17 protein-coding genes and 1 pseudogene are annotated in these 19,049 nt (G+C 71.5%); 14 read left to right on the top strand and 4 right to left on the bottom strand.

From position 1 onward, the window contains the following. The first annotated feature begins 270 nt into the window (after positions 1–270). The 6 genes and pseudogenes from ACRRSS_RS36530 to ACRRSS_RS36505 form a co-directional block, all read left to right on the top strand. The gene (locus ACRRSS_RS36530) at positions 271–651 is read left to right on the top strand and encodes a YybH family protein (RefSeq protein WP_351909737.1); all 381 of its coding nucleotides are present in this window, start codon (positions 271–273) and stop codon (positions 649–651) included. Between the two features lie 63 nt (positions 652–714). Continuing rightward, positions 715–1,140 carry a YybH family protein gene (locus ACRRSS_RS36525; protein WP_351909739.1) on the top strand — a complete coding sequence of 142 codons (426 nt, stop codon included), beginning with the start codon at positions 715–717 and terminating at the stop codon, positions 1,138–1,140. Between the two features lie 193 nt (positions 1,141–1,333). Next, complete coding sequence (locus ACRRSS_RS36520) at positions 1,334–1,960, top strand: ScbR family autoregulator-binding transcription factor (protein ID WP_435975545.1); 627 nt, start codon at positions 1,334–1,336, stop codon at positions 1,958–1,960. A gap of 56 nt (positions 1,961–2,016) precedes the next feature. Continuing rightward, positions 2,017–2,712 (top strand): thioesterase II family protein, encoded by a 696-nt coding sequence (locus ACRRSS_RS36515; protein WP_435975544.1) that lies wholly within the window; start codon positions 2,017–2,019, stop codon positions 2,710–2,712. 93 nt (positions 2,713–2,805) lie between these two features. Next, positions 2,806–3,651: a metallophosphoesterase family protein gene (locus tag ACRRSS_RS36510; RefSeq protein WP_435975666.1), complete on the top strand. Its 846-nt coding sequence runs from the start codon at positions 2,806–2,808 to the stop codon at positions 3,649–3,651. Then, a pseudogene (locus tag ACRRSS_RS36505) lies at positions 3,648–4,307 on the top strand (4'-phosphopantetheinyl transferase family protein); the annotation flags it as partial. The gene ACRRSS_RS36510 and the pseudogene ACRRSS_RS36505, both read left to right, overlap by 4 nt. A 380-nt stretch (positions 4,308–4,687) precedes the next feature. On the opposite strand, the gene ACRRSS_RS36500 reads toward ACRRSS_RS36505, so the two are convergent. Further along, on the bottom strand, positions 4,688–6,274 hold the full coding sequence (locus ACRRSS_RS36500) for an aspartate aminotransferase family protein (protein WP_435975543.1): 1,587 nt from the start codon (positions 6,272–6,274) through the stop codon (positions 4,688–4,690). Between the two features lie 271 nt (positions 6,275–6,545). Between ACRRSS_RS36500 and ACRRSS_RS36495 the strand changes: the two genes are divergently transcribed. From ACRRSS_RS36495 to ACRRSS_RS36485, 3 genes are all read left to right on the top strand, one after another. Then, positions 6,546–7,010 carry a flavin reductase family protein gene (locus tag ACRRSS_RS36495; RefSeq protein WP_435975542.1) on the top strand — a complete coding sequence of 155 codons (465 nt, stop codon included), beginning with the start codon at positions 6,546–6,548 and terminating at the stop codon, positions 7,008–7,010. Then, complete coding sequence (locus ACRRSS_RS36490) at positions 7,007–8,182, top strand: sensor histidine kinase (protein ID WP_435975541.1); 1,176 nt, start codon at positions 7,007–7,009, stop codon at positions 8,180–8,182. The genes ACRRSS_RS36495 and ACRRSS_RS36490 overlap by 4 nt, the downstream gene beginning before the upstream one ends. Positions 8,183–8,250: 68 nt before the next feature. Beyond that, positions 8,251–10,005: an acetyl/propionyl/methylcrotonyl-CoA carboxylase subunit alpha gene (locus ACRRSS_RS36485; protein WP_435975540.1), complete on the top strand. Its 1,755-nt coding sequence runs from the start codon at positions 8,251–8,253 to the stop codon at positions 10,003–10,005. A gap of 74 nt (positions 10,006–10,079) precedes the next feature. On the opposite strand, the gene ACRRSS_RS36480 is transcribed toward ACRRSS_RS36485, so the two are convergent. After that, complete coding sequence (locus tag ACRRSS_RS36480; RefSeq protein WP_435975539.1) at positions 10,080–11,153, bottom strand: IS701 family transposase; 1,074 nt, start codon at positions 11,151–11,153, stop codon at positions 10,080–10,082. 139 nt (positions 11,154–11,292) lie between these two features. Here ACRRSS_RS36480 and ACRRSS_RS36475 point away from each other — a divergent pair, with 139 nt between their 5' ends. The 5 genes from ACRRSS_RS36475 to ACRRSS_RS36455 all read left to right on the top strand — a co-directional run bounded on the left by ACRRSS_RS36475 (position 11,293) and on the right by ACRRSS_RS36455 (position 16,644). Then, entirely contained in the window at positions 11,293–12,201 is a 909-nt protein-coding gene (locus tag ACRRSS_RS36475) for a quinone oxidoreductase family protein (RefSeq protein ID WP_435975538.1), read from the top strand. A 236-nt stretch (positions 12,202–12,437) separates the two neighbouring features. After that, positions 12,438–13,349: a GDSL-type esterase/lipase family protein gene (locus ACRRSS_RS36470; protein WP_435975537.1), complete on the top strand. Its 912-nt coding sequence runs from the start codon at positions 12,438–12,440 to the stop codon at positions 13,347–13,349. A gap of 381 nt (positions 13,350–13,730) precedes the next feature. Beyond that, positions 13,731–14,732: a bifunctional DNA primase/polymerase gene (locus tag ACRRSS_RS36465; RefSeq protein ID WP_435975536.1), complete on the top strand. Its 1,002-nt coding sequence runs from the start codon at positions 13,731–13,733 to the stop codon at positions 14,730–14,732. Continuing rightward, positions 14,729–16,243, top strand: a complete 1,515-nt coding sequence (locus ACRRSS_RS36460; RefSeq protein ID WP_435975535.1) for a DNA primase family protein — start codon at positions 14,729–14,731, stop codon at positions 16,241–16,243. The genes ACRRSS_RS36465 and ACRRSS_RS36460 overlap by 4 nt, the downstream gene beginning before the upstream one ends. Then, on the top strand, positions 16,240–16,644 hold the full coding sequence (locus tag ACRRSS_RS36455) for a DUF6009 family protein (protein ID WP_435975534.1): 405 nt from the start codon (positions 16,240–16,242) through the stop codon (positions 16,642–16,644). Before ACRRSS_RS36460 ends, ACRRSS_RS36455 begins: the two co-directional genes overlap by 4 nt. Before the next feature lie 499 nt (positions 16,645–17,143). Here ACRRSS_RS36455 and ACRRSS_RS36450 read toward each other — a convergent pair whose 3' ends face one another. Further along, a complete protein-coding gene (locus tag ACRRSS_RS36450) occupies positions 17,144–18,328 on the bottom strand; it encodes an acyl-CoA dehydrogenase family protein (protein WP_435975533.1) in 1,185 nt (394 codons plus the stop codon). Positions 18,329–18,560: 232 nt separating this feature from the next. Beyond that, the coding region (locus tag ACRRSS_RS36445) for a pyridoxamine 5'-phosphate oxidase family protein (RefSeq protein WP_351906780.1) at positions 18,561–19,049 on the bottom strand (489 nt) is incomplete at its 5' end.

The following is a 19,049-nucleotide window of genomic DNA, read 5'->3' as shown; positions in this document are numbered from 1 at the left end:
CGCTCGACTGCCCTTTCCTGACTGATATCGAAGCGGCCTGAGTATCCCGGATATGGAACCCCCGCATTCTTGACCTTAAGATCGGCCGCCCTGTTTCTTCTCAACCCCCGGTCATGCACGGGTAACCGCCCGGTTCGGCCATGGGGTGGCCGGTCCGTTACTTGTCGGTGGGCGGCCGGTGAGGATCGCCCGTTACGTTCTGGACAGATCTGCGTGAAACTCCTCGAATTCCTGGGTGTCATGCCGGAAGAAAGTAGGAACGGTCTCACCATGAGTAATCTGACCAGCGATGTCGCACAGCACACCGCGCTGTACGAGGCGGCCTTCAACGCGGGCGACGCCGACGCCGTGAACGCGATGTACACCGATGAGGCCGTCGCGGTCTGGGAACCGGGCAAGCCGCTCACGGGCCAGGCTCGCAAGGACGCCGTCAAGGAGTTCCTGACCCGTTCGCCGAAGATGAGCGCCAAGCCGCGCCAGATCTTCGAGACCGGGGACACCGCGCTCCTGATCGTGGACTGGTCCATCGCCACCGTGGACGACGCGGGCATCCCCGAGCTGCTCACGGGTGTCGGCGTCGACGTGCTGCGCAAGGGCACGGACGGCCACTGGCGCTACGCCATCGACGAGCCGTACGGCGAGAAGAAGTAATCCCCGTGCCTCCGTGCCCGGCACGGAGGCACCCCCAGACCCAAGAAAGTGGTGTCGCAGACCATGAGCATTCCCGGTATCACGGTCGACTTCGACGTCGACAACCCCGATCTGACCGCCGACGCGGATACTCAGAACGAGATCTTCATCCAGCTCTTCAATTCCGGTGACGGAGCCCTGTTCGACCTCCTCTACCGCGACGACGCGATATCGAACTTCTCGGGCTCCCCGCTCACCGGGGCGGAGCGCCTGGCGTTCTTCAAGGAGTTCCTCGCGCCGAAGCCGTTCCTCAAGGCGGAGATCACGCACGCGTACGTGGCCGGCGACGTGGCCCTGATCGGCGTGCAGTTCAGCGTCGACAGCACGGGTCCCGACGGCGAGCCCGTCCGTATCGAGGGCAACTGCACCGACGTGCTGCGTCGTGGCGACGACGGCCGCTGGCTCATGGCCATCGACCGTCCGGTCGCCGGCACCCTGCTCCCGGAGTAGGTCCCCCTTCTCCTGGCCTGCCCGATTCTTCCCCCCGCTCGGGCAGGCCAGGCTCCGGATTCCGGGCCATCAGATGGGTGGCCCTTTCAAGACGACTTCGATCAGGGCCGACAGGAAACCGCCGCCGCGGTTCATTACGCTGGACGTTCTTGAGGGGCCGTCAGCAGCGCCCCCAGGCATCCACGGAGTGCACATGGCAAAACAGGAACGCGCTGTCCGTACACGAGCGACGGTGCTCCGGTCCGCGGCGGAGATCTTCGACACGGACGGATTCGTGGCGGCCTCGCTCTCCTCCATCTCGCACCGGGCCGGAGTGAGCAGTGGTGCCCTGCACTTCCACTTCGCCAACAAGGGTGCGCTCGCGGAGGCCATCGAGAAGGCGGCCGAGCAGCGGCTGTGGCGCATCACGGGTCCCGCGCCGGACTGGGCCGACGACCATGGGCCCGAAGGGGACGTCGATCTGATCCAGAACCTGGTGGACACCTCCCACCAGCTCTTCGACGGCCTGAACAACGATGTCATCCTGCGCGCCGGCTTCACGCTCGGCTGCGAGCCGTCGTGGGCGAGCCTGGTGGACCTGCACGGTCAGTGGCGGGACTGGATCGGCGACACGCTGCGGCACGCGGCGAAGGTCGGCGCGCTCGCCGACGGAACCGAGCCGGAGGACGTCGTCACCGTCGTCGCCGCCTCCACCGTCGGCTTCGAGGCCCTGGGACGCAAGGACCCCAGCTGGCTCTCGCGGCAACGGCTCGGTCAGTTCTGGCAGTTCATGCTCCCCCGTCTGGTGCCACCGGGTACCGGCCTGCAGAAAGGGACGTAGTGGATAGCACGTGGTTCAGGCGCTTCGGAGCGGCTCGTGAGGATGCCGTGCGGTTGGTGTGCTTCCCGCACGCGGGAGGCGCGGCCAGCGCGTTCGTACCTCTGTCACGGGCGCTCGGCGGGCGGCTCGACCTGCTGGCCGTCCAGTACCCGGGCAGGCAGGACCGGCGGCGGGAGGAGCCGTACCGCAGCATCACCGCGCACGCCGACGCCCTCGCCGAGGCCATGGCCCCGCTGACGGACGACGGCCCCTACGCCCTGTTCGGGCACAGCATGGGGGCGGTCCTCGCGTACGAGACGGCCCGCCGTCTGGTCGCCGCCGGACGGCCGGGGCCCTGCCGGGTGTTCCTCTCGGGGCGCGGCGCGCCGTCGCCGCTGCCCAGCGCGCACGACCGGCTCGGCAGCGACATGGAGATCCTGCGGGCGGTGCGCGGTCTGGGCGGGACCGGTCACGCGGTGCTCGACGACCCCGAGCTGCTCGCCATGGTGATGCCGGCGCTCCGCGCGGACTACGGCGCCCTCTCCACGTACCACTGGAACGGCGGCGCCCCTCTGGCCTCGCCCGTCACCGTACTGATCGGCGACGCGGACCCGGTGGTGGCCGTCGAGGAGGCCGCGGCCTGGCACGACCACACCACCGGCGACTTCGACCTGCGGATCCTGCCCGGCGGCCACTTCTACCTGGACGACCGCGTCGACGAGGTCCGCGACATCATCACGACGGGCCTGCTCGTCGCGGGCCGTACGGCGTGATCGGGCGTGTTACCGCCACCGCCTGAAGGCCTCCCTCCCGAGAACCGTCCCTCCGGCGCCCTCCCTCCCGAGGGCCGTCCCTCCGCCGGCAGTCTGCTGGCCGTCAGCGACCTCCATGTGCGGTACGAGGAGAACCGGGCGGTCGTCGAGGCGCTGCGGCCCACCTCGGACGAGGACTGGCTGCTCGTCGCGGGCGACGTCGGGGAGTACATGGCGGACATCGAGTGGGCGCTGTCCACGCTCGCCCGCCGCTTCCGGAAGGTCGTGTGGGTCCCGGGCAACCACGAGCTGTGGACCCCTCCGGACGACCCGGTGCGGGCGCGCGGCGTCGCCCGCTACGAGGCCCTGGTCCACCTCTGCCGGAGCCTGGGCGTGACCACGCCCGAGGATCCGTACCCGGTGTGGCGCGGGACGGGCGGTCCCGTCGCGGTCGTGCCGCTCTTCCTCCTGTACGACTACAGCTTCCGGCGGCCCGGTGTCCGTACCGCCGAGGAGGCGCTGCGGCTCGCGGAGGACGCGGGGGTCGTCGCGACCGACGAGATCCTGCTCCACTCCGATCCGTACGCCGGCGTCGCGGACTGGTGCCGGGCCCGGCTCGCGCGGACCGCCGAGCGCCTGGACGCGCTCCCCGCCGACCTGCCCACGGTCCTCGTCAACCACTTCCCGCTGGTGCGCGAGCCCACGGAGGTGCTGCGCTTCCCCGACTTCGCCCTGTGGTGCGGGACGGAGGCCACCGCCGACTGGCCCGTCCGGTACCGGGCGGCCGCCGTCGTCTACGGGCACCTGCACATCCCCCGGCTGATACGGCAGGAGGGGGTGCCGCACTACGAGGTGTCCCTCGGCTATCCGCGCGAGTGGCGCCGCCGGGCGGACCCCGGCCACGCCCCGCGCCCCCTGCCGGCCTTCTCGGCACCGGCCCCGGGCGGAGGCCGGCCGTGATCTCCTCGCTGCTGCCCGGGCCGGTCGTCACCGCCGAGCTGTTCCACGACCCTCCCGGGCACCTCGGTCTCTTCCCCGAGGAGGAGCGGGTGGTGGCGGGGGCCGTCGCCGGGCGGCGCAGGGAGTTCGCCTCGGTGCGGGCCTGCGCCCGGCAGGCGCTCGGCCACCTCGGTCTGCCGCCCGCGCCGCTCCTTCCCGGTACGCGCGGGGCGCCCCGGTGGCCGGACGGCGTCGTGGGCAGCATGACGCACTGTCAGGGCTACCGTGCGGCGGCCGTGGCCCGGGGCACGGATCTGCTGGCGATCGGCTGCGACGCCGAGCCGAACGCGCCGCTGCCCTCGCCGGGGATGCTCGAACTGATCTCGCTCCCCCAGGAGCGGGTCTGGCTGCGCGAGTTCACCGCGCGGCGGCCGGCCGTCTCCTGGGACCGGCTGCTGTTCAGCGCCAAGGAGAGCGTCTACAAGACCTGGTTCCCCCTGACCGGGCTCCCGCTGGACTTCGACGAGGCCGTGATCACACCCGATCCGGTGGCGGGCACCTTCCGCGCCGAACTCCTGGTGCCGGGACCGGTGGTGGACGGGATACGGATCACCGCCTTCGACGGGCGGTGGTGCACGGGCAACGGGCTGGTGGTGACCGCCATAGGGCTGCCGCGCGTGGGGGCCGCGGGGTCCGTCTCCGTGACGCCGGCGGTACCCGCTTCCGCGACGCCCCCGGAGTCCGTCTCCGTGACGACGGGGGTCGGTCTCCGCCGCGGCCGTTCCCGCGGCGTCCACGACGTACGGCCGGGCTCCGCCCGCGGGCGGAGCCGCTCCATCCGACGACCGGAGGACAAGATGCGCGACGACACGTACGACGCCGACCTCGGCCACGCCTTCCCCAAGGGCCTGGCGCACGTCCTGCGCTACCCGCCGCTCCAGCTCGCCGGTACGGACGACGAGCCCGGCGAACCCCATATCGTGCGGGGCATGGACTGACGTGCCGCTCCCCGGACGGCCGGTGCGTTCCGTACCGGCCGTCCGGGGAGCGTCCTGCGTCAGGCCTCGGCGGCCGTGCCGGTGAGACCCGCCCCGTCGTGGGTGCGGAAGAGCTGCGCGGCGCCCCGCAGGCCCAGCTCCAGCTGGTCGATCTCTGCGTCGGTCAGGTACAGCGAGGGCTCGAACCGGAGCGTGTTCACGGCGCTCGCCGTCGGGAACGTCCGGATGCGGTGCTCGCGCATCAGGTACCCCGCGACGGTGTAGCCGAGGAGCGGCGCGCTCTCGCGGATGGCCTCGGAGCCGGAGCCGGACTGGTCGTGGAACTCCAGGCCGAGCATCAGGCCCCGCCCGCGCACGTCCTTCACCACGTCGGGGAAGTCGGCGCGCACCGCCTCCAGCGTCCCGAGCAGCTTCGCGCCGCGCTCCCGCACCGTGCGGTACGCGGCGCCGTCGTCGGCTTCGAGGATCTCCAGGACCTTCTTCGAGAGGTAGCAGGAGAAGGCGTCCTTCGCGAACGTGGAGCTGTGCACGAGCTCGAACTCGGAGCGGTAGCGGGACTGGCGGGTGAGCATGACGGACGTCTTCGCTATTCCGCCGCCGAGGCTCTTGGCGAGCGCGTAGTAGTCGCCGCGCAGGCCCAGCGCCGCACTCGCCAGGAAATCGCCGCTCCGGCCCATTCCGCTCTGCACCTCGTCGACGACGACCGGGCAGTCGACCTCGGCGCAGGCCCGCTGGATCTCCTGGGCGAATTCCTCGGAGAGGACGCGGATGCCGCCCTCACCCTGGATGGGCTCCAGGACGAAGGCGCAGAACACCGGGGAGTTCCGCTCGGTCACCGACACCGTGCCGCCCTCGACGACCAGGTCGAGCACGGTCGCCCGCTCGCTCTCGATGACGGCCTTGAGCGCCTGCGTGTTCTCGGCGGGGATGAACCGGGCGGGGTTCGCCAGCGCGGCGAAGGGGGTCCGGTAGCCCTCGTTGTGGGTGAGCTGGACGCTGCCGACCAGCTTGCCGTGGAAGCCGCCCTCCAGGGTCAGGAGCACCGGCGGCCTGCCGGTCTGCTCGGCGTTGTGCCGGGCGACCGCGGCCGCCAGCTCCTCGAAGCCGGCCGCTCCGTCCCGCGGGTCCACACCGGCGAGCCGGTACGCCTCCGCCGCGACGGCCGCCCCGTCCGCCACCGCCGTACGGGCGGCGGCGAGGTTCGCGTCGAGCTGCTCGCGGAGCTCGGCGAGCCGGAGCCCGCGGTCGAGCTCGGCGTGCTTGACGGCCGCCTCCACCGCCTCGGCGCCGGTGTTGGCGAAGATGGCGGAGTAGTTCTCCTCCGTGCCCAGCTCGCGCTGGAGGATCCGGTTGAGCGCGACGGCGACGTCGTTCGCGTACGGGTGGCGGGAGAACTGCGCGTGCACCGGCGTCTGCGACGCGAGGAGCCGCTGCGCGTACCCCGTGATCTCCGGATGGTTGTGCCCCAGGATCAGGGAACCGTACCCGCCCGCGAAATCGAGTACGGGAATCTCCTCGCCGGCCGCACCGAGGTAATACAGAGTATTTCCTTCGGCCCGTACGTAATCGACGTCGAGACCGAGCGAGGCCAGCCAACCGAGAAGATACGGTTCAGCGAGCTGCGGGTCAGCAGAGACGTTATTCATGTCACCCCTTATTGACGGTGCCCTGACCGAAACGCCCAGATCCTAACCACGGAGCGCTCATCCCCCCGTGAACGGGTGCTCACGGAACGGTAATCCGGCACTCCCCCGCGCCCGGCTGACCGGACAGTTACTCGACGGTTCCTCGCCGCCGGGAATCCCCTCGTACATTCCTCCCCATGGATTACATGAAAGGCGCGGCATGAATTCCGTATCCACTGGCGTCGCCGTTTCCCGGGGACCCGCGACGCATCCCGCCCCCCTGCGGGAGGTCATGTCCCTGTTCGCGACCGGTGTCACCGTGCTGTCCGTCGGCGGTGAGAACATCCACGGCATGACGGCGAACGCCTTCACGTCGGTCTCCCTCGACCCCCCGTCCGTCCTGTGCTCCATCGCGCACAGCGCGGTCATGTTCAAGGCGATCACCTCCGCCGGGCACTTCGGTGTCTCGATCATGGAGGCGGGCCAGGAGGGTCTGGCCCGCTTCTTCGCCGACAAGAAGCGCCCCCTGGGCCCCAGCCAGTTCACCGGTGTCGACTGGGTCCCCGGGCCCGCCACCGGAGCCCCCCTCCTGAACGGGGCGCTGGCCTGGCTGGAGTGCGAGGTCTCCGAGGCCCACCACATAGGCGACCACACCGTGTTCATCGGTGACGTCGTCGGTTCGAGCCGTGGTGACGGCGCGGACGGGCTGCTGTTCTTCGGCGGCGCGTTCCACCGCGCGGACGCCCCCTCCCGATGACCGCCGAGGTCGCGGTCGGCGGCTGGGAGTCCGTCATCGGCCCCGGTTTCGCCGAGGCGCTGCAGCAGGGACTCGTCCGGGTCGCGCGCCAGGCGTCCGCGGGTCCTTCCGGGCCGCACGTCGCACGGCAGCTCGCGCCCCGGAAGCCGGCGCGGGCCGCCGAGGGGCCGGGTCCCGAGTGCCTGGACGCGGTGCTGCGCCGGTTCGAGTCCGCGCTCCCGGCCACGCTGAACAAGGCCGTCCGCTGGGACAGCTCGGTACGGCAGGCCCTGAACGAGCGGGCCCGTGCCGTCCTGTCCGCCGCCTTCGACGCCGAGCCCACGGCCGACGCCGGGGTGCACCCCGGCCCGCCGGTGAGACTGGCGCCCCACCACAATGCCGCCGCCGCGGTTCTGCTCATGGAGTGCGCCATGTTGCAGATGATGGAGACGGGCCGCCTCGACGAGGGATCTGTGCGGGTCCTCGGCGAGGCGGCCCGACGGGCCGGCGAGAGCGGGCACGCGGCGGACCAGTCGGAGTGCTGCTGGCAGGAACAGCGCCGGATCTCCCGCGAGCTGCACGACGACGTCGCCGACGGCGTCACCGCGGCCCGGGAGGCGCTGGAGGCCCTGGAGGAGTACGACGGAGTGCTCCTCGACCCCGTCACCGCCGACCGTGTCGCGGCCGCCCGGGACGCCCTGCGGGCCACGGACACCCGGCTGCGGGACCTGGTCGGCGGAGTGCGGGAGCGGTCGGTCGTGCCGCCGCTCGACGTGGCGCTGCGCGAGTTCGTGGTCGGCGCCGCGCCGGACGGACTCCAGGTCACCGTGAAGGTGACGGGCGACGAGGGCCTCCTGCCCGACGTACGGCGCCGGGACCTGTACCTGACCGTCCGGGAGGCGCTGCGCAACAGCTTCGCGCACTCCAAGGCCGGACGGGTGAAGGTCTCGGTACGCTCCACCCGCTGGTGGGCGTACGCGAGCGTCGAGGACGACGGTCGCGGGTTCGACGTCGAGCGGGTCCTGCGACCCGGCCACTCCCATCAGGGTTTCCGCTCCATGGCGGAGCGGATGGAGGACGCCGGTGGCAGGCTGACCGTCAGCAGTTCACAGGGACACGGGACCCAGGTGGAGGCGCATCTGCCGCTTCAACCGCACCGACACGGGACACGGGTGGGAACCTCCCTTGTATGAGTCCCGGATGCGGGAGCCGAAGTCGTCTCCCGTTCGGATACGTCGTGAGACAGGTATGAGGAGCCGTCGTGCGTAAGGTGCTCATCGCCAACCGTGGCGAAATCGCTGTCCGTGTGGCCCGGGCGTGCCGGGACGCGGGTATCGGCAGCGTGGCCGTGTACGCCGAGCCGGACCGGGATGCGCTGCATGTCCGGGCGGCCGACGAGGCGTTCGCTCTGGGCGGTGACACTCCGGCGACCAGTTATCTGGACATGGGCAAGGTGCTCCAGGCGGCGAAGGACTCGGGTGCGGACGCCGTTCACCCGGGGTACGGGTTCCTGTCGGAGAACGCGGAGTTCGCGCAGGCGGTGCTGGACGCGGGGCTGACGTGGATCGGGCCGCCGCCGCAGGCCATCCGGGATCTGGGTGACAAGGTCGCCGCCCGTCACATCGCCCAGCGGGCCGGCGCCCCCCTGGTCGCGGGCACCCCCGACCCGGTGTCGGGTGCGGAGGAGGTCGTGGCGTTCGCGAAGGAGCACGGGCTGCCGATCGCGATCAAGGCCGCCTTCGGTGGTGGCGGACGTGGCCTGAAGGTCGCCCGCACCCTGGAGGAGGTCCCCGAGCTGTACGACTCCGCCGTGCGTGAGGCCGTCGCGGCCTTCGGCCGGGGCGAGTGCTTCGTGGAGCGCTACCTCGACCGGCCCCGGCATGTGGAGACCCAGTGCCTGGCCGACACCCACGGCAACGTGGTCGTCGTCTCCACCCGTGACTGCTCGCTGCAGCGCCGGCACCAGAAGCTGGTAGAGGAGGCCCCCGCCCCCTTCCTGACCGAGGCGCAGAACGCGGAGCTGTACGCGGCGTCGAAGGCGATCCTGAAGGAGGCCGGCTACGTCGGCGCCGGGACGGTGGAGTTCCTGGTCGCCGCCGACGGCACGATCTCCTTCCTCGAGGTCAACACCCGCCTCCAGGTCGAACACCCCGTCACCGAGGAGGTCACCGGCCTGGACCTGGTGCGGGAGATGTTCCGGATCGCCGACGGCGAGGAGCTCGGCTACGGCGACCCGGAGATCCGGGGTCACTCCTTCGAGTTCCGTATCAACGGCGAGGACCCCGGCCGCGGCTTCCTGCCCGCGCCCGGCACCGTCACCCTCTTCGCCCCGCCGACCGGTCCGGGGGTCCGTCTCGACGCGGGCGTCGAGTCCGGCTCCGTCATCGGCCCGGCCTGGGACTCCCTCCTGGCCAAGCTGGTCGTCACCGGCGCCACCCGCGAGCAGGCCCTCCAGCGCGCCGCGCGTGCCCTGGGCGAGTTCAAGGTCGAGGGCATGGCCACCGCCATCCCCTTCCACCAGGCCGTCGTCGTCGACCCCGACTTCACCGCCGACCCCTTCCGGGTCCACACCCGGTGGATCGAGACGGAGTTCGTCAACGAGATCAAGCCCTTCGCCCCGGCCGGCACGGACGCCGACGAGGACGAGTCGGGCCGCGAGACCATCGTCGTCGAGGTCGGCGGCAAGCGCCTGGAGATCTCCCTGCCGACAGCGCTGGGGATGACGCTGGCCCGTGCGGGTCTCGCGGCGGGCGCGCGGCCGAAGCGCCGCGCGGCGAAGAAGTCCGGCCCGGCCGCCTCCGGTGACACCCTGGCGTCCCCGATGCAGGGCACGATCGTGAAGGTCGCGGTCGAGGAGGGCCAGGAGGTCAAGGAGGGCGACCTGATCGTCGTCCTGGAGGCCATGAAGATGGAACAGCCCCTCAACGCCCACCGCTCCGGCACCGTCAAGAGCCTCAACGCCGAGGTCGGCGCGTCCATCACCTCCGGCGCCGCCCTCTGCGACATCAAGGACTGACCCGCACCACCGCACGTGAGAAGGGCCCGCAGGCTGTCGCCTGCGGGCCCTTCTCTCCATGCGGGGACCCGCTCTCACTCACGGTCCTCGCCGGCGAGTTCCAGCGTGTCCACCGCGTACGCCGCGGACACCAGGGTCATGTGGTGGTTCCAGCCGGGGAACGAGCGGCCCGTGAAGTCCGCCATTCCGTAGTCCTCGGTGATGGCCGTCAGCGCCTCGCCGGACGTGTGCCGGAGCCGCAGGAGGGCGAGGAAGTCGTTCGAGGCGCCGTCCAGCATGTTGGTCATCCACACCCGCCGGGGACGGTCGCGCGCCGGGGACCACTCGGCGAGGAGCCGGAAGCGGCCCGCGCCGTACCCGGGCAGGGCGAGGCGGGCGGGGGAGGCGAGGGTCACCAGGGGGCCGCGTACCGGCGGCTTGAGCACGTTGGCCCGCTGCCGCTCGGCCTCCCCCAGGGACAGCAGGAAGTCCGCGCCCCGGTCGAGGAGGCCGGCGGCGGCGCGGCAGGTGTCCCCGGTGCCGCGCAGGTCGAGGATGACGGGCCGGGTGCGGCTCCGCCTCGGCTCCGGGGCCTCGTCGAGGAGTTCGAGCGCCAGCTCCTCCAGGGGGCGGCGGCGCACCCCGTCGGGGACCCGGCCGCGCTGCCGGTGCTGGGCGTCCTCGCCCCAGGCCCGGTTGAGGTAGAGCCGCCAGTCGACGGGCAGGCTCCGGCCCCGTTCGGTGAGGAACATGCCGAGCGAGACCTGACAGTTGACGGAGCCGCCGGTGGGGGTGGGCCGCCGGTGGACGCCCACGATCTGCTCGCCGTACTTGGGCACGAGGGCGAGTTCGAGGACGGTGGCCCGCAGGTTCATCCGCTCGGCCGCGAGGCGGCCGAGCGCCCGGCGGGCGGGCCGCCAGTCCCAGGGGCTCTGGTTGACGAACTGCTGGAGGGCCTGGAGGTCCGTGGTGGAGTTCGTCATCGCGCGGACGGTCTTGCGGCCGGGCGAGGTGAGCAGGGCCCGGAGGTACGCGGTGGCGCAGCGCCGCTGGTCGGAGCGCGGCAGGTCTCCGAACACGGCGCTCGCGAACCAGGCCGGGACGGGGTCGCCGTCGCCCTGCCCGGGGCCCTCCGGTACCGGCCGTTCCTCGGTGAGCTGCTGCGTCATCTCCGCCCCTCGTCCCTTGTGCCGTCGGGCTCCAGGGTGGCGAGTCGCTCTTGAGTCCCACGTGTGACCGGCGTACGCCGTGACGGGGTTCGGGCGGACGGCGTCCACGGGGGCGGGCCGCCGGGTAACGTGCCGGATCATGCTCGCGATACGGTTCGACCGTTTCGGCGGTCCCGAAGTCCTCACGCCCGTCGATGTTCCCGTCCCGGTCCCCGGGCCCGGCGAGACCCTCGTCACCGTGGAGGCGGCCGGCGTCAACTTCGCCGACACGTTCCAGGTGGACGGGTCCTACCTCTCCCCCGACCTGCTGCCCCACGTCCCCGGCGGCGAGGTCGTCGGCCGGACCGAGGACGGCCGCAGGGTCCTCGCCAAGGTCGCCCACGGCTACGCGGAACGCGTGGTCGCCCGGGAGTCCGCGCTGGTCGAGATCCCGGCGGAGCTGGACGCTCCCCGGGCGCTGGCCCTGCTGACGCAGGGACTCACCGCCTGGCACCTGTTGCGCTCCGCGGCCCGGCTGCGGCCCGGTGAGAGCGTCGTCGTGCACTCCGCGGCGGGCGGTGTGGGCAGCCTCGCGGTGCAGTTGGCGCGGGAGTTCGGGGCGGGTCGCGTCCTGGCGCAGGCGTCGACGCCGGAGAAGGAGAAGCTCGCCGTGGAGCTGGGGGCCGACGAGGTGGCCCGGTATCCGCTGGCGGCGCGTGCGGACGTGATCCTGGACGCCGCCGGGGGCGAGCTGTTCGACCGGGCGCTGGGCTCCCTCGCCGACTTCGGCCGGCTCGTCACGTACGGCAACGCGTCCCGTACGGCGTTCGCCGCGCTCGACCCGGCAAGGCTCAGCAGGCTCAACGCGGCCGTCGTGGGCTTCTGGCTGCGGCCCACCCTGGCGCGGCCGGGGGGCCTGCGCGAGCCGTTGGAGGAGCTCGTCGCGCTCACGCTCGGGGGACGGCTGCGTCCGGTGACGGGCGCCGAGTACCCGCTCGTCGAGGCCGGCAGGGCCCACACCGACCTGCTGGAGCGGCGTACGACGGGGAAGGTCGTGCTGCGGCCCTGACCGGCCGGGGCAGGGACGACCAGTGCTTCCGAGCCAAAACAGACCGACCGTGCGGAAAACTGACACTCTCGCCGTTCCACCTTTGGCCGGACTCCGGGCCAAGCGCGAAGCTAGGGCCACGAGACGGCGCGGGGGCAGGTCCTTCATGCCCTGACTGCCCCTGCCCCGTGCCGCCTCACCGTGACGCTCCGGGGCCTCCGAGGCACCGGCCGGAACCGAGAGGCGGGGGACAGGACATGCCGGAAGCGACCCGCCCCCCGTCCGCCCGGAACGCCGTCGGCGCATACCCTCCGCCCGCCGTCGGCCCGTACCCGTCGCCGGGCATCGGTGCGTACCCGACGCCCGGCGACGGGGCGTACACCGCCCTCGGCATCAGCTCGTACGCCGCGCTCGGCGACAGCTTCACCGAAGGCGTCGGCGACGAGACCCCCGGTGGCGAGCCCGTCGGCTGGGCCGACCGGCTCGCCACCCGGCTGGCCCGGCACTCCCCCACCCCGGAGTTCCGTTACGCCAACCTCGCCGTCCGGGGCAGGCTCCTCGACGAGATAGTCGAGGAGCAGGTGCCGAGGGTGCGGGAGTTCGCACCGGACCTGGTGAGTCTGTGCGCGGGCGGCAACGACATCCTGCACCCCGGCAGTTCGCCCGACGACATCGCCGCGCGCTTCGACGCCGCGGTCGCCGAGCTGACCGGTGCGGCCCGTACGGTCCTGGTCTTCACCGGCTTCGACCCCCGCGACACGCCGGTCCTGCGCAGGCTGCGCGGGAAGATCGCCGTCTACACGGCCCACATCCGCGCCATCGCCGACCGGCACGGCTGCGCGGTGGTCGATCTGTGGTCGCTGCGGGCGATCCAGCATCCGGGGGCCTGGAGCGAGGACCGGCTGCACCTGTCGTCCGAGGGGCACGAGCAGGTCGCCCGGCGGGCGGCCGACGTGCTCGGTCTTCCCCCGCAACCGGAGCCCTCCGGCGCGCGGGCACCGGAGCACCGCCCGTGGCCGGCCGAGCAGCTCCAGGATCTGCTGTGGTTCCGCGCGCACTTCCTGCCCTGGCTGGCACGGCACGTGCGCGGCCAGTCGGCGGGCGACGGCATGCGGCCCAAGCGTCCCGACCTGTCTCCCCTGGGGAAGGCGACGGCCCGTGACCGCTGACGATCCGTTCGCCCCTCATCGGCCCTGTCGGCCCCACTGACGTCCTGACGCCCGGCCGCCGTTCGTGCGGAACGCCCGCCGGCGCCGTCGGGACCGCCGAGGCTGCCGGGTGGACCCGGTCTTCCCCCACCGGGTACCACCCGGCTCCTTGCGATCGTTGTTCACACAGGGGCTCACGGGATTTGGTCGCAGCCTCCGCTAACCTACTCGGAGCATATTCCGACTTTGAGTCGCTTCGGTCGCTGAGAGGAACACCTCATGCTCCCTGACCTGGGGAAATCGCCCAGCGACTCACCGTGTCGCAGCGAGACCGAACACGCCGGCCGCCGCCCTGGGACGCCTCTGGACATCGCCCTGTGGTGCTCCCGGCAGGGGTGGCCCGTGCATCCTCTCGCGCCCCGCCGCAAGACACCCAGCGCCAACTGCAGGGAGTGTCAGGTCCGTACCCACCGACCTCAGGACTGTCCCTGCATCCCGTCCGGACGCTGGTGCCACGGCTTCCACGCGGCCACGACCGACATCGCCCGGATCCGGGCCTGGTGGGGGCAGCAGCCCGGCTTCGGGGTGGGCGTGGCCTGCGGCAGCGCCGGTCTCGTCGTCATCGACGTGGACGCCCACGACGCCCTGCCGCCGCAGCGGGAACGGCTGTTGCCCGGAATCCCCATCCCCCCGGCCGTCTCGCTGAACGGGCTGCGCCACGGCTTCCACAGCCTCGCCCTGCTGGCCGCGCTGCGGGGCCAGCCCGATCCGGCCGAGGACTCCGCCACCCTGCGCGTCCGCACCCCCTCCGGAGGCATGCACATCTGGTACACGGCGGAACCCGGGCAGGCATGGCAGTGCTCGGCCGGATCGAGCCCCTCCCGCGCACTGGCCTGGCAGGTCGACGTACGGGCCCACGGCGGTTACATCATCGCGCCGGGCACCGTCACCGACGCCGGGTCCTACACGGCGGTCGGGAGCGTCCGGCACCCCGCGCCGCTGCCGGCCTGGCTCGCCCTGGAACTGGCCCGGACGGGTCATCTGCCCGCCCTGCCTCCGCAACGCGCCGGATCCCCCGTCCCGCAGCGCGCCCGCGCCGCCGTCATCGCCGCGGGCGGTGGCAGGGCCGTCGTCGGACGCACCCTGGCCACGGTCCTGGCCGCGGTGTCCGCCTGCGCCTCCGTCCCCGAGGGGGCCGCCTTCAGCGACAAACTCAACCGAGCCGCCTACACCGCGGGCGGGCTGGTGAGCGCCGGTCACCTGACCGAGTCCGAAGCCGAGTCCGCGCTGCTGGCCGCCGCGCTCCACGCCCGCCCCACGCAGGAACGGCGGGCACTGCAGCTCATCCGCAGCGGGCTGAGCGCCGGCCGACAGCGTCCCCTCACGCCGGGAGACTTCTCGTGACCCGCGTACCCGAGTCCCACGACGGACTGTTCGATCCGGCGGAGGTGGCCCGGCAGATCCTGCTCTCGACCCCGCAGCCGGCCGTGCCCGCGCAGGCGCCGTCCAGCGACGTGACGCCTCACGCGACCGAGCACGGTCTGCTCCCCGACAGCCTCAGCGACCGCGGCAACGCGAAACTGTTCGTGGCCCTGTACGGACGGGACTTCCGGCACGTTCCCGGCATCGGCTGGTACCGCTGGTCGGGGTACCGCTGGGCCCTGGACGAGGACGACACCGTCGTGTGGGCCGCCGGGGAGATGGCCGAGACCCTCGCCGAGAGCGACCCGATCGGCCGGCACACCACGGCGGACCTCCGCCGCCACAAGCGCCGCGCGCTGTCCACCTCCGGCATGAAGGCCATGCTGCTCCAGGCGAGGGCCGCACCCGGCATGGTGCTCAACGCCGCCCGGCTCGACGCGGACCCGTACGCCCTGTGCACGCCCAACGGGGTGGTCGACCTGACCACCGGCCAGCTGTCCGCCCCCGATCCGGACAAGCACTTCCACTCGCGGGCGACGAGCGTCTCCGCCCGCGCGATGTCCACGCCCCGGTGGAACCGGTTCCTCACCGACACGTTCGGCGAGGACGAGGACGGCCAGAAGCTGATCGACTTCCTCCACGAGCTCCTCGGATACTCGATCACGGGGGATGTCGGCGCACAGATCATGCCGTTTCTGTACGGGCAGGGGAAGAACGGCAAGAGCGTCCTGCTGGACGTGATGGTCAAGCTCCTCGGGGACTACGCCGACGCCGCTCCCCCCGGGTTCCTGATGGCACGCCCCTTCGAGGGGCACCCCACGGACCTGGCGGAGCTCCACGGCCGCCGCATCATCGTGTGCTCCGAGCTCAAGCCGGGTGACCGCTTCGACGAGGCCCGGGTGAAGCTGCTCACAGGCGGCGACCGGATCAAGGCCCGCCGGATGCGGCAGGACTTCTTCAGCTTCGACCCGACGCACAAGCTCTGGCTGCTCGGCAACCACCGCCCCGAGGTCGGGACCGGCGGATACGCCTTCTGGCGCCGTATGACGCTGATCCCGTTCGAGCGGGTCGTCGCCACGGACCGTCAGATCGACAACCTCGCCGACGTCCTGGTCACCGAGGAGGGACCGGGCATCCTGCACTGGCTGATCGCGGGGGCCGGCCGCTACCTCGACGGACCCCGCGACCTGACGGGACCGGACCAGGTCCGCACCGCCACGACCGCCTACGCCGAGACCGAGGACCACACCGGGCGCTTCCTCGGCGAGTGCTGCACACTGCACCCCGCGATGCGCGCCGAGCAGCGGCAGCTGTACAACAGCTACACGGGCTGGTGCCAGATGGAAGGAGCCAATCCCGTCTCCTCCAGGTCCTTCGCGGCCCGTGTACGTGAAACCATCGGTATCAGCACCCCCAAGCAGATGATCTTGTCGAATCAGCGGAAGTTCTACCCGGGCATCGGACTCAACACCGAAGGGGGCGAGACGGTATGAGCGCGCTCATCGATCCCGAGCAGCTCAGCTCCGAGACAGAACTCGTGTGGCTGGAAGACATCGCTCCTCTCGACTACGTACGCCAGACCCTCGACCGGCTCCCGACGCGGCGGGGGAAGCCCGCCTACCACCGGGCCGGCCGCATGGTCGGCTACGCGATCCTGGGGGCGGACGCCCGCTCCTCCCGCGCCTCTGGGACGTTCGTACGCCGGGTCTTCTGGCTGCTCCCCCACGACCGGGACGGACAGCCCACGGGGCTCTACGCGTCCGGCGCGCCCTCCGAGGCCATCGACCCGCGCACCGTGGCTCCGCGGATCAAGGGATACAAGACCCAGCGCTCCGAGGGCGGTCCGGAGTCGGCGGCGATGCGCGAGCTGGGCATCACGCTGCCCGAGGCCTGAGTCGCTGCGTCGGGTCGCTGCGAGCCGCGCCTGAGTCGCTGTCAGCGACCGAAACCCCCTGCCCAGCGACCGAACTTCTTCGGTCGCTGGGCACACGCACGTCCGGAACGGCTCCAGCGACTGAGGAAAACGGCCTCCCAGCGACTCTGGAGGGGTTCGGTCGCTGCTCGGTCGCTCCCACAGAAGTCCAGGTCAGAGCGGTTGAGGCCGCCCCGTCAGCGACCGTAGCGACTCAAGATCGGAGTTTATGAAGACATTCGCGTGCGCGTGTGCGTGTCATAGATACGAGCCTTGAGTCGCTTCAGTCGCTGTTTTGATGGTTTTAACCCCTCCGACCTGGACTTCTTCAAAAGCGACCGACAGCGACTCAAGATTCCTCGGTCGCTGCTCTCCGAGTAGCTGCGCTTCCGCTGAGTAGCTGCCGGGGTGCCCGGACACGGACGAGGGCCGCGCACGGCGGGGGTGTCGCCGTGCACGGCCTCCGAGGGGCTTGCGGGGTCTAGAAGAACTCGGTGTCCGGGTCGAGCCCGACGAGGACCCTGCCGTACGCCTCGAAGCCGCCCAGAGGCGCCATCAGGCCGTGCAGCGCGAGCCCCTGGATGTCCCGGTGGACCCGCTGGAACGGCTGGGAGCGCTGGATCACCGAAGCGCCGCTGACCGAGTGCAGGGTGTCCACGGCCTCCTTGGCCAGCAGGACCGCGTAGGTGATCTGGCTGCGGATCTCCACCCGGTCGTTCATGGACATCCGCTCACCCGCGTCGGCGGCGGCCTGCATGCGCAGGGTCCAGCTGTCGGCCAGCGCCTGCGCCGCGGAGATCTTGTTCGCGGCGGCCGCGACCTGGAACTGGATGTGCGGGTGGGCCCGCTGCTCCTCCCAGTGGGTGTAGGCGATGCCCTTGCCCGGCAGCCGGTCCAGGAACAGCTCCAGGCCGGCGCGGGCCATGCCCAGGTACGCCGCCGCCGACAGGGCCATCACGTACGCCGTGAGGCCGTACTCCCGGCCGCTGCCCTCGGTGTGGGCCCGGTCGCCGACCTGACCCTCCAGAACCTCGAAGCCGTCCACGACGCGGTACGCCGGGACGAAGAGGTCCTTGACGGACGAGGTGACACTGCCGGTGCCCGAGGCGGAGGAGACGTCCCAGTCGTCGGCGAGGGTCATCTCGTCGGCGCGGACCACCGCGTAGACCTCCTCGTGCACGTCGTCGGAGCGCTCGACGAGGGCGGCGAGGATGTTCCAGTCGGCTCCGCGGATGCCGGTGTTGAAGCGCCAGCTCCCGTTCAGGACGAAGCCGTCGTCGGTGCGGGTCGCCCGGCCGGTCGGCGTGAAGCCACCGGAGACCTTCAGGGAGCCGCCGCTGGTGCCGTAGATCTCCTCCTGGGCGCGGTCGGGGTACTGGGAGATGATCCAGGCGCTGGAGATCCAGGCGTTGGCCACCCAGCCCGTGGAGCCGCAGCCCCGGGCGATCTCGGCGACGAGCGCGAACTGGTCGGCGAGCGGCAGGTCGAGCCCGCCGAAACGCAGGGGAACCGCGGACCGGAAGACCCCGGCCTGGTCGAGCAACTCGATGTTCTCCTGCGTGAGCCAGCCGCGCTCCTCGGTCGCGCGGCCGTTCTCACGGAGGGCCTGCACGCCCTCCCGAACGGCTTTCAGTACGGTGCCGGCGTCGATGTCGACGGTGGCCATCCTGCCTCCTCTGCCGTGAATTCATCCGGTCCGCCGACTGTACTGCCGGTTCATTCGACTGCTTCCGGAATTCGCTCATATCTCGCTCATTACCGGGACTGTCAATTGATGAGCGCCCGGTTACCGATATCTGGGAATCTTGAAGCTTTTCTCGGCCGGGTAGGGGCCCGGCGCGGGCAGAGGCCGAATCATCTGCCCGCGCCGGGAGTCGTGCGACGGGTCCGCGCCCAGGTCAGCGGCGGCTCTCGTCGGTCCAGATGCGGCTGCTGAGGTCCGAGCCGCGCAGCACCTGCACCCGCCACGGGTCGATGCGCAGGACGTGGTACTTGGGATCCTCGGGGCCGCCCCGCCAGAAGTTGAGCGGGTTGTACCCGACGCCCGCCGGGCTTCCCTTGCGGTAGAGGTCCCAGGCGTACTGCCGGGTCTCCTGGTCCTCGGCCCACGTGGAGACGCTGTCCACGAACACCGCGTTCTGCCGGGGGTTCCAGTACGAGTACGTGGTGTGCGGGTTGTTGGCCAGATGAGCCACCTTGACGGGCGTCTTGTAGGCGGCGAGCCAGCCGACCGGCTTTCCGTCGACCACTTCCCAGATGGGGAGCAGGACACGGGCCCGGGGCCGGGACTTCTTGTCCACTGTGATCATCGTGCAGTAGACGATGTCCTGGATGTAGGAGAAGAACTTGTCTTCGATTTCCGAGAAGGATTCCACGGTGGTAGCCAT

The organism is Streptomyces sp. Qhu_M48 (genome assembly GCF_051305195.1).
Lineage (GTDB): Bacteria > Actinomycetota > Actinomycetes > Streptomycetales > Streptomycetaceae > Streptomyces.
Note: the sequence above shows the minus strand (reverse complement) of the source record. Positions and strands in the feature narration are given on the sequence as shown.

Bases quoted from the DNA above. Each gene is read 5' to 3' on its own strand.
- ACRRSS_RS36500 (WP_435975543.1), bottom strand. From the start codon at position 6,274: ATGAATAACGTCTCTGCTGACCCGCAGCTCGCTGAACCGTATCTTCTC.
- ACRRSS_RS36475 (WP_435975538.1), top strand. From the start codon at position 11,293: ATGCTCGCGATACGGTTCGACCGTTTCGGCGGTCCCGAAGTCCTCACG.
- ACRRSS_RS36520 (WP_435975545.1), top strand. From the start codon at position 1,334: ATGGCAAAACAGGAACGCGCTGTCCGTACACGAGCGACGGTGCTCCGG.
- ACRRSS_RS36480 (WP_435975539.1), bottom strand. From the start codon at position 11,153: ATGACGCAGCAGCTCACCGAGGAACGGCCGGTACCGGAGGGCCCCGGG.
- ACRRSS_RS36530 (WP_351909737.1), top strand. From the start codon at position 271: ATGAGTAATCTGACCAGCGATGTCGCACAGCACACCGCGCTGTACGAG.
- ACRRSS_RS36455 (WP_435975534.1), top strand. From the start codon at position 16,240: ATGAGCGCGCTCATCGATCCCGAGCAGCTCAGCTCCGAGACAGAACTC.
- ACRRSS_RS36450 (WP_435975533.1), bottom strand. From the start codon at position 18,328: ATGGCCACCGTCGACATCGACGCCGGCACCGTACTGAAAGCCGTTCGG.
- ACRRSS_RS36490 (WP_435975541.1), top strand. From the start codon at position 7,007: ATGACCGCCGAGGTCGCGGTCGGCGGCTGGGAGTCCGTCATCGGCCCC.
- ACRRSS_RS36495 (WP_435975542.1), top strand. From the start codon at position 6,546: ATGTCCCTGTTCGCGACCGGTGTCACCGTGCTGTCCGTCGGCGGTGAG.
- ACRRSS_RS36525 (WP_351909739.1), top strand. From the start codon at position 715: ATGAGCATTCCCGGTATCACGGTCGACTTCGACGTCGACAACCCCGAT.
- ACRRSS_RS36470 (WP_435975537.1), top strand. From the start codon at position 12,438: ATGCCGGAAGCGACCCGCCCCCCGTCCGCCCGGAACGCCGTCGGCGCA.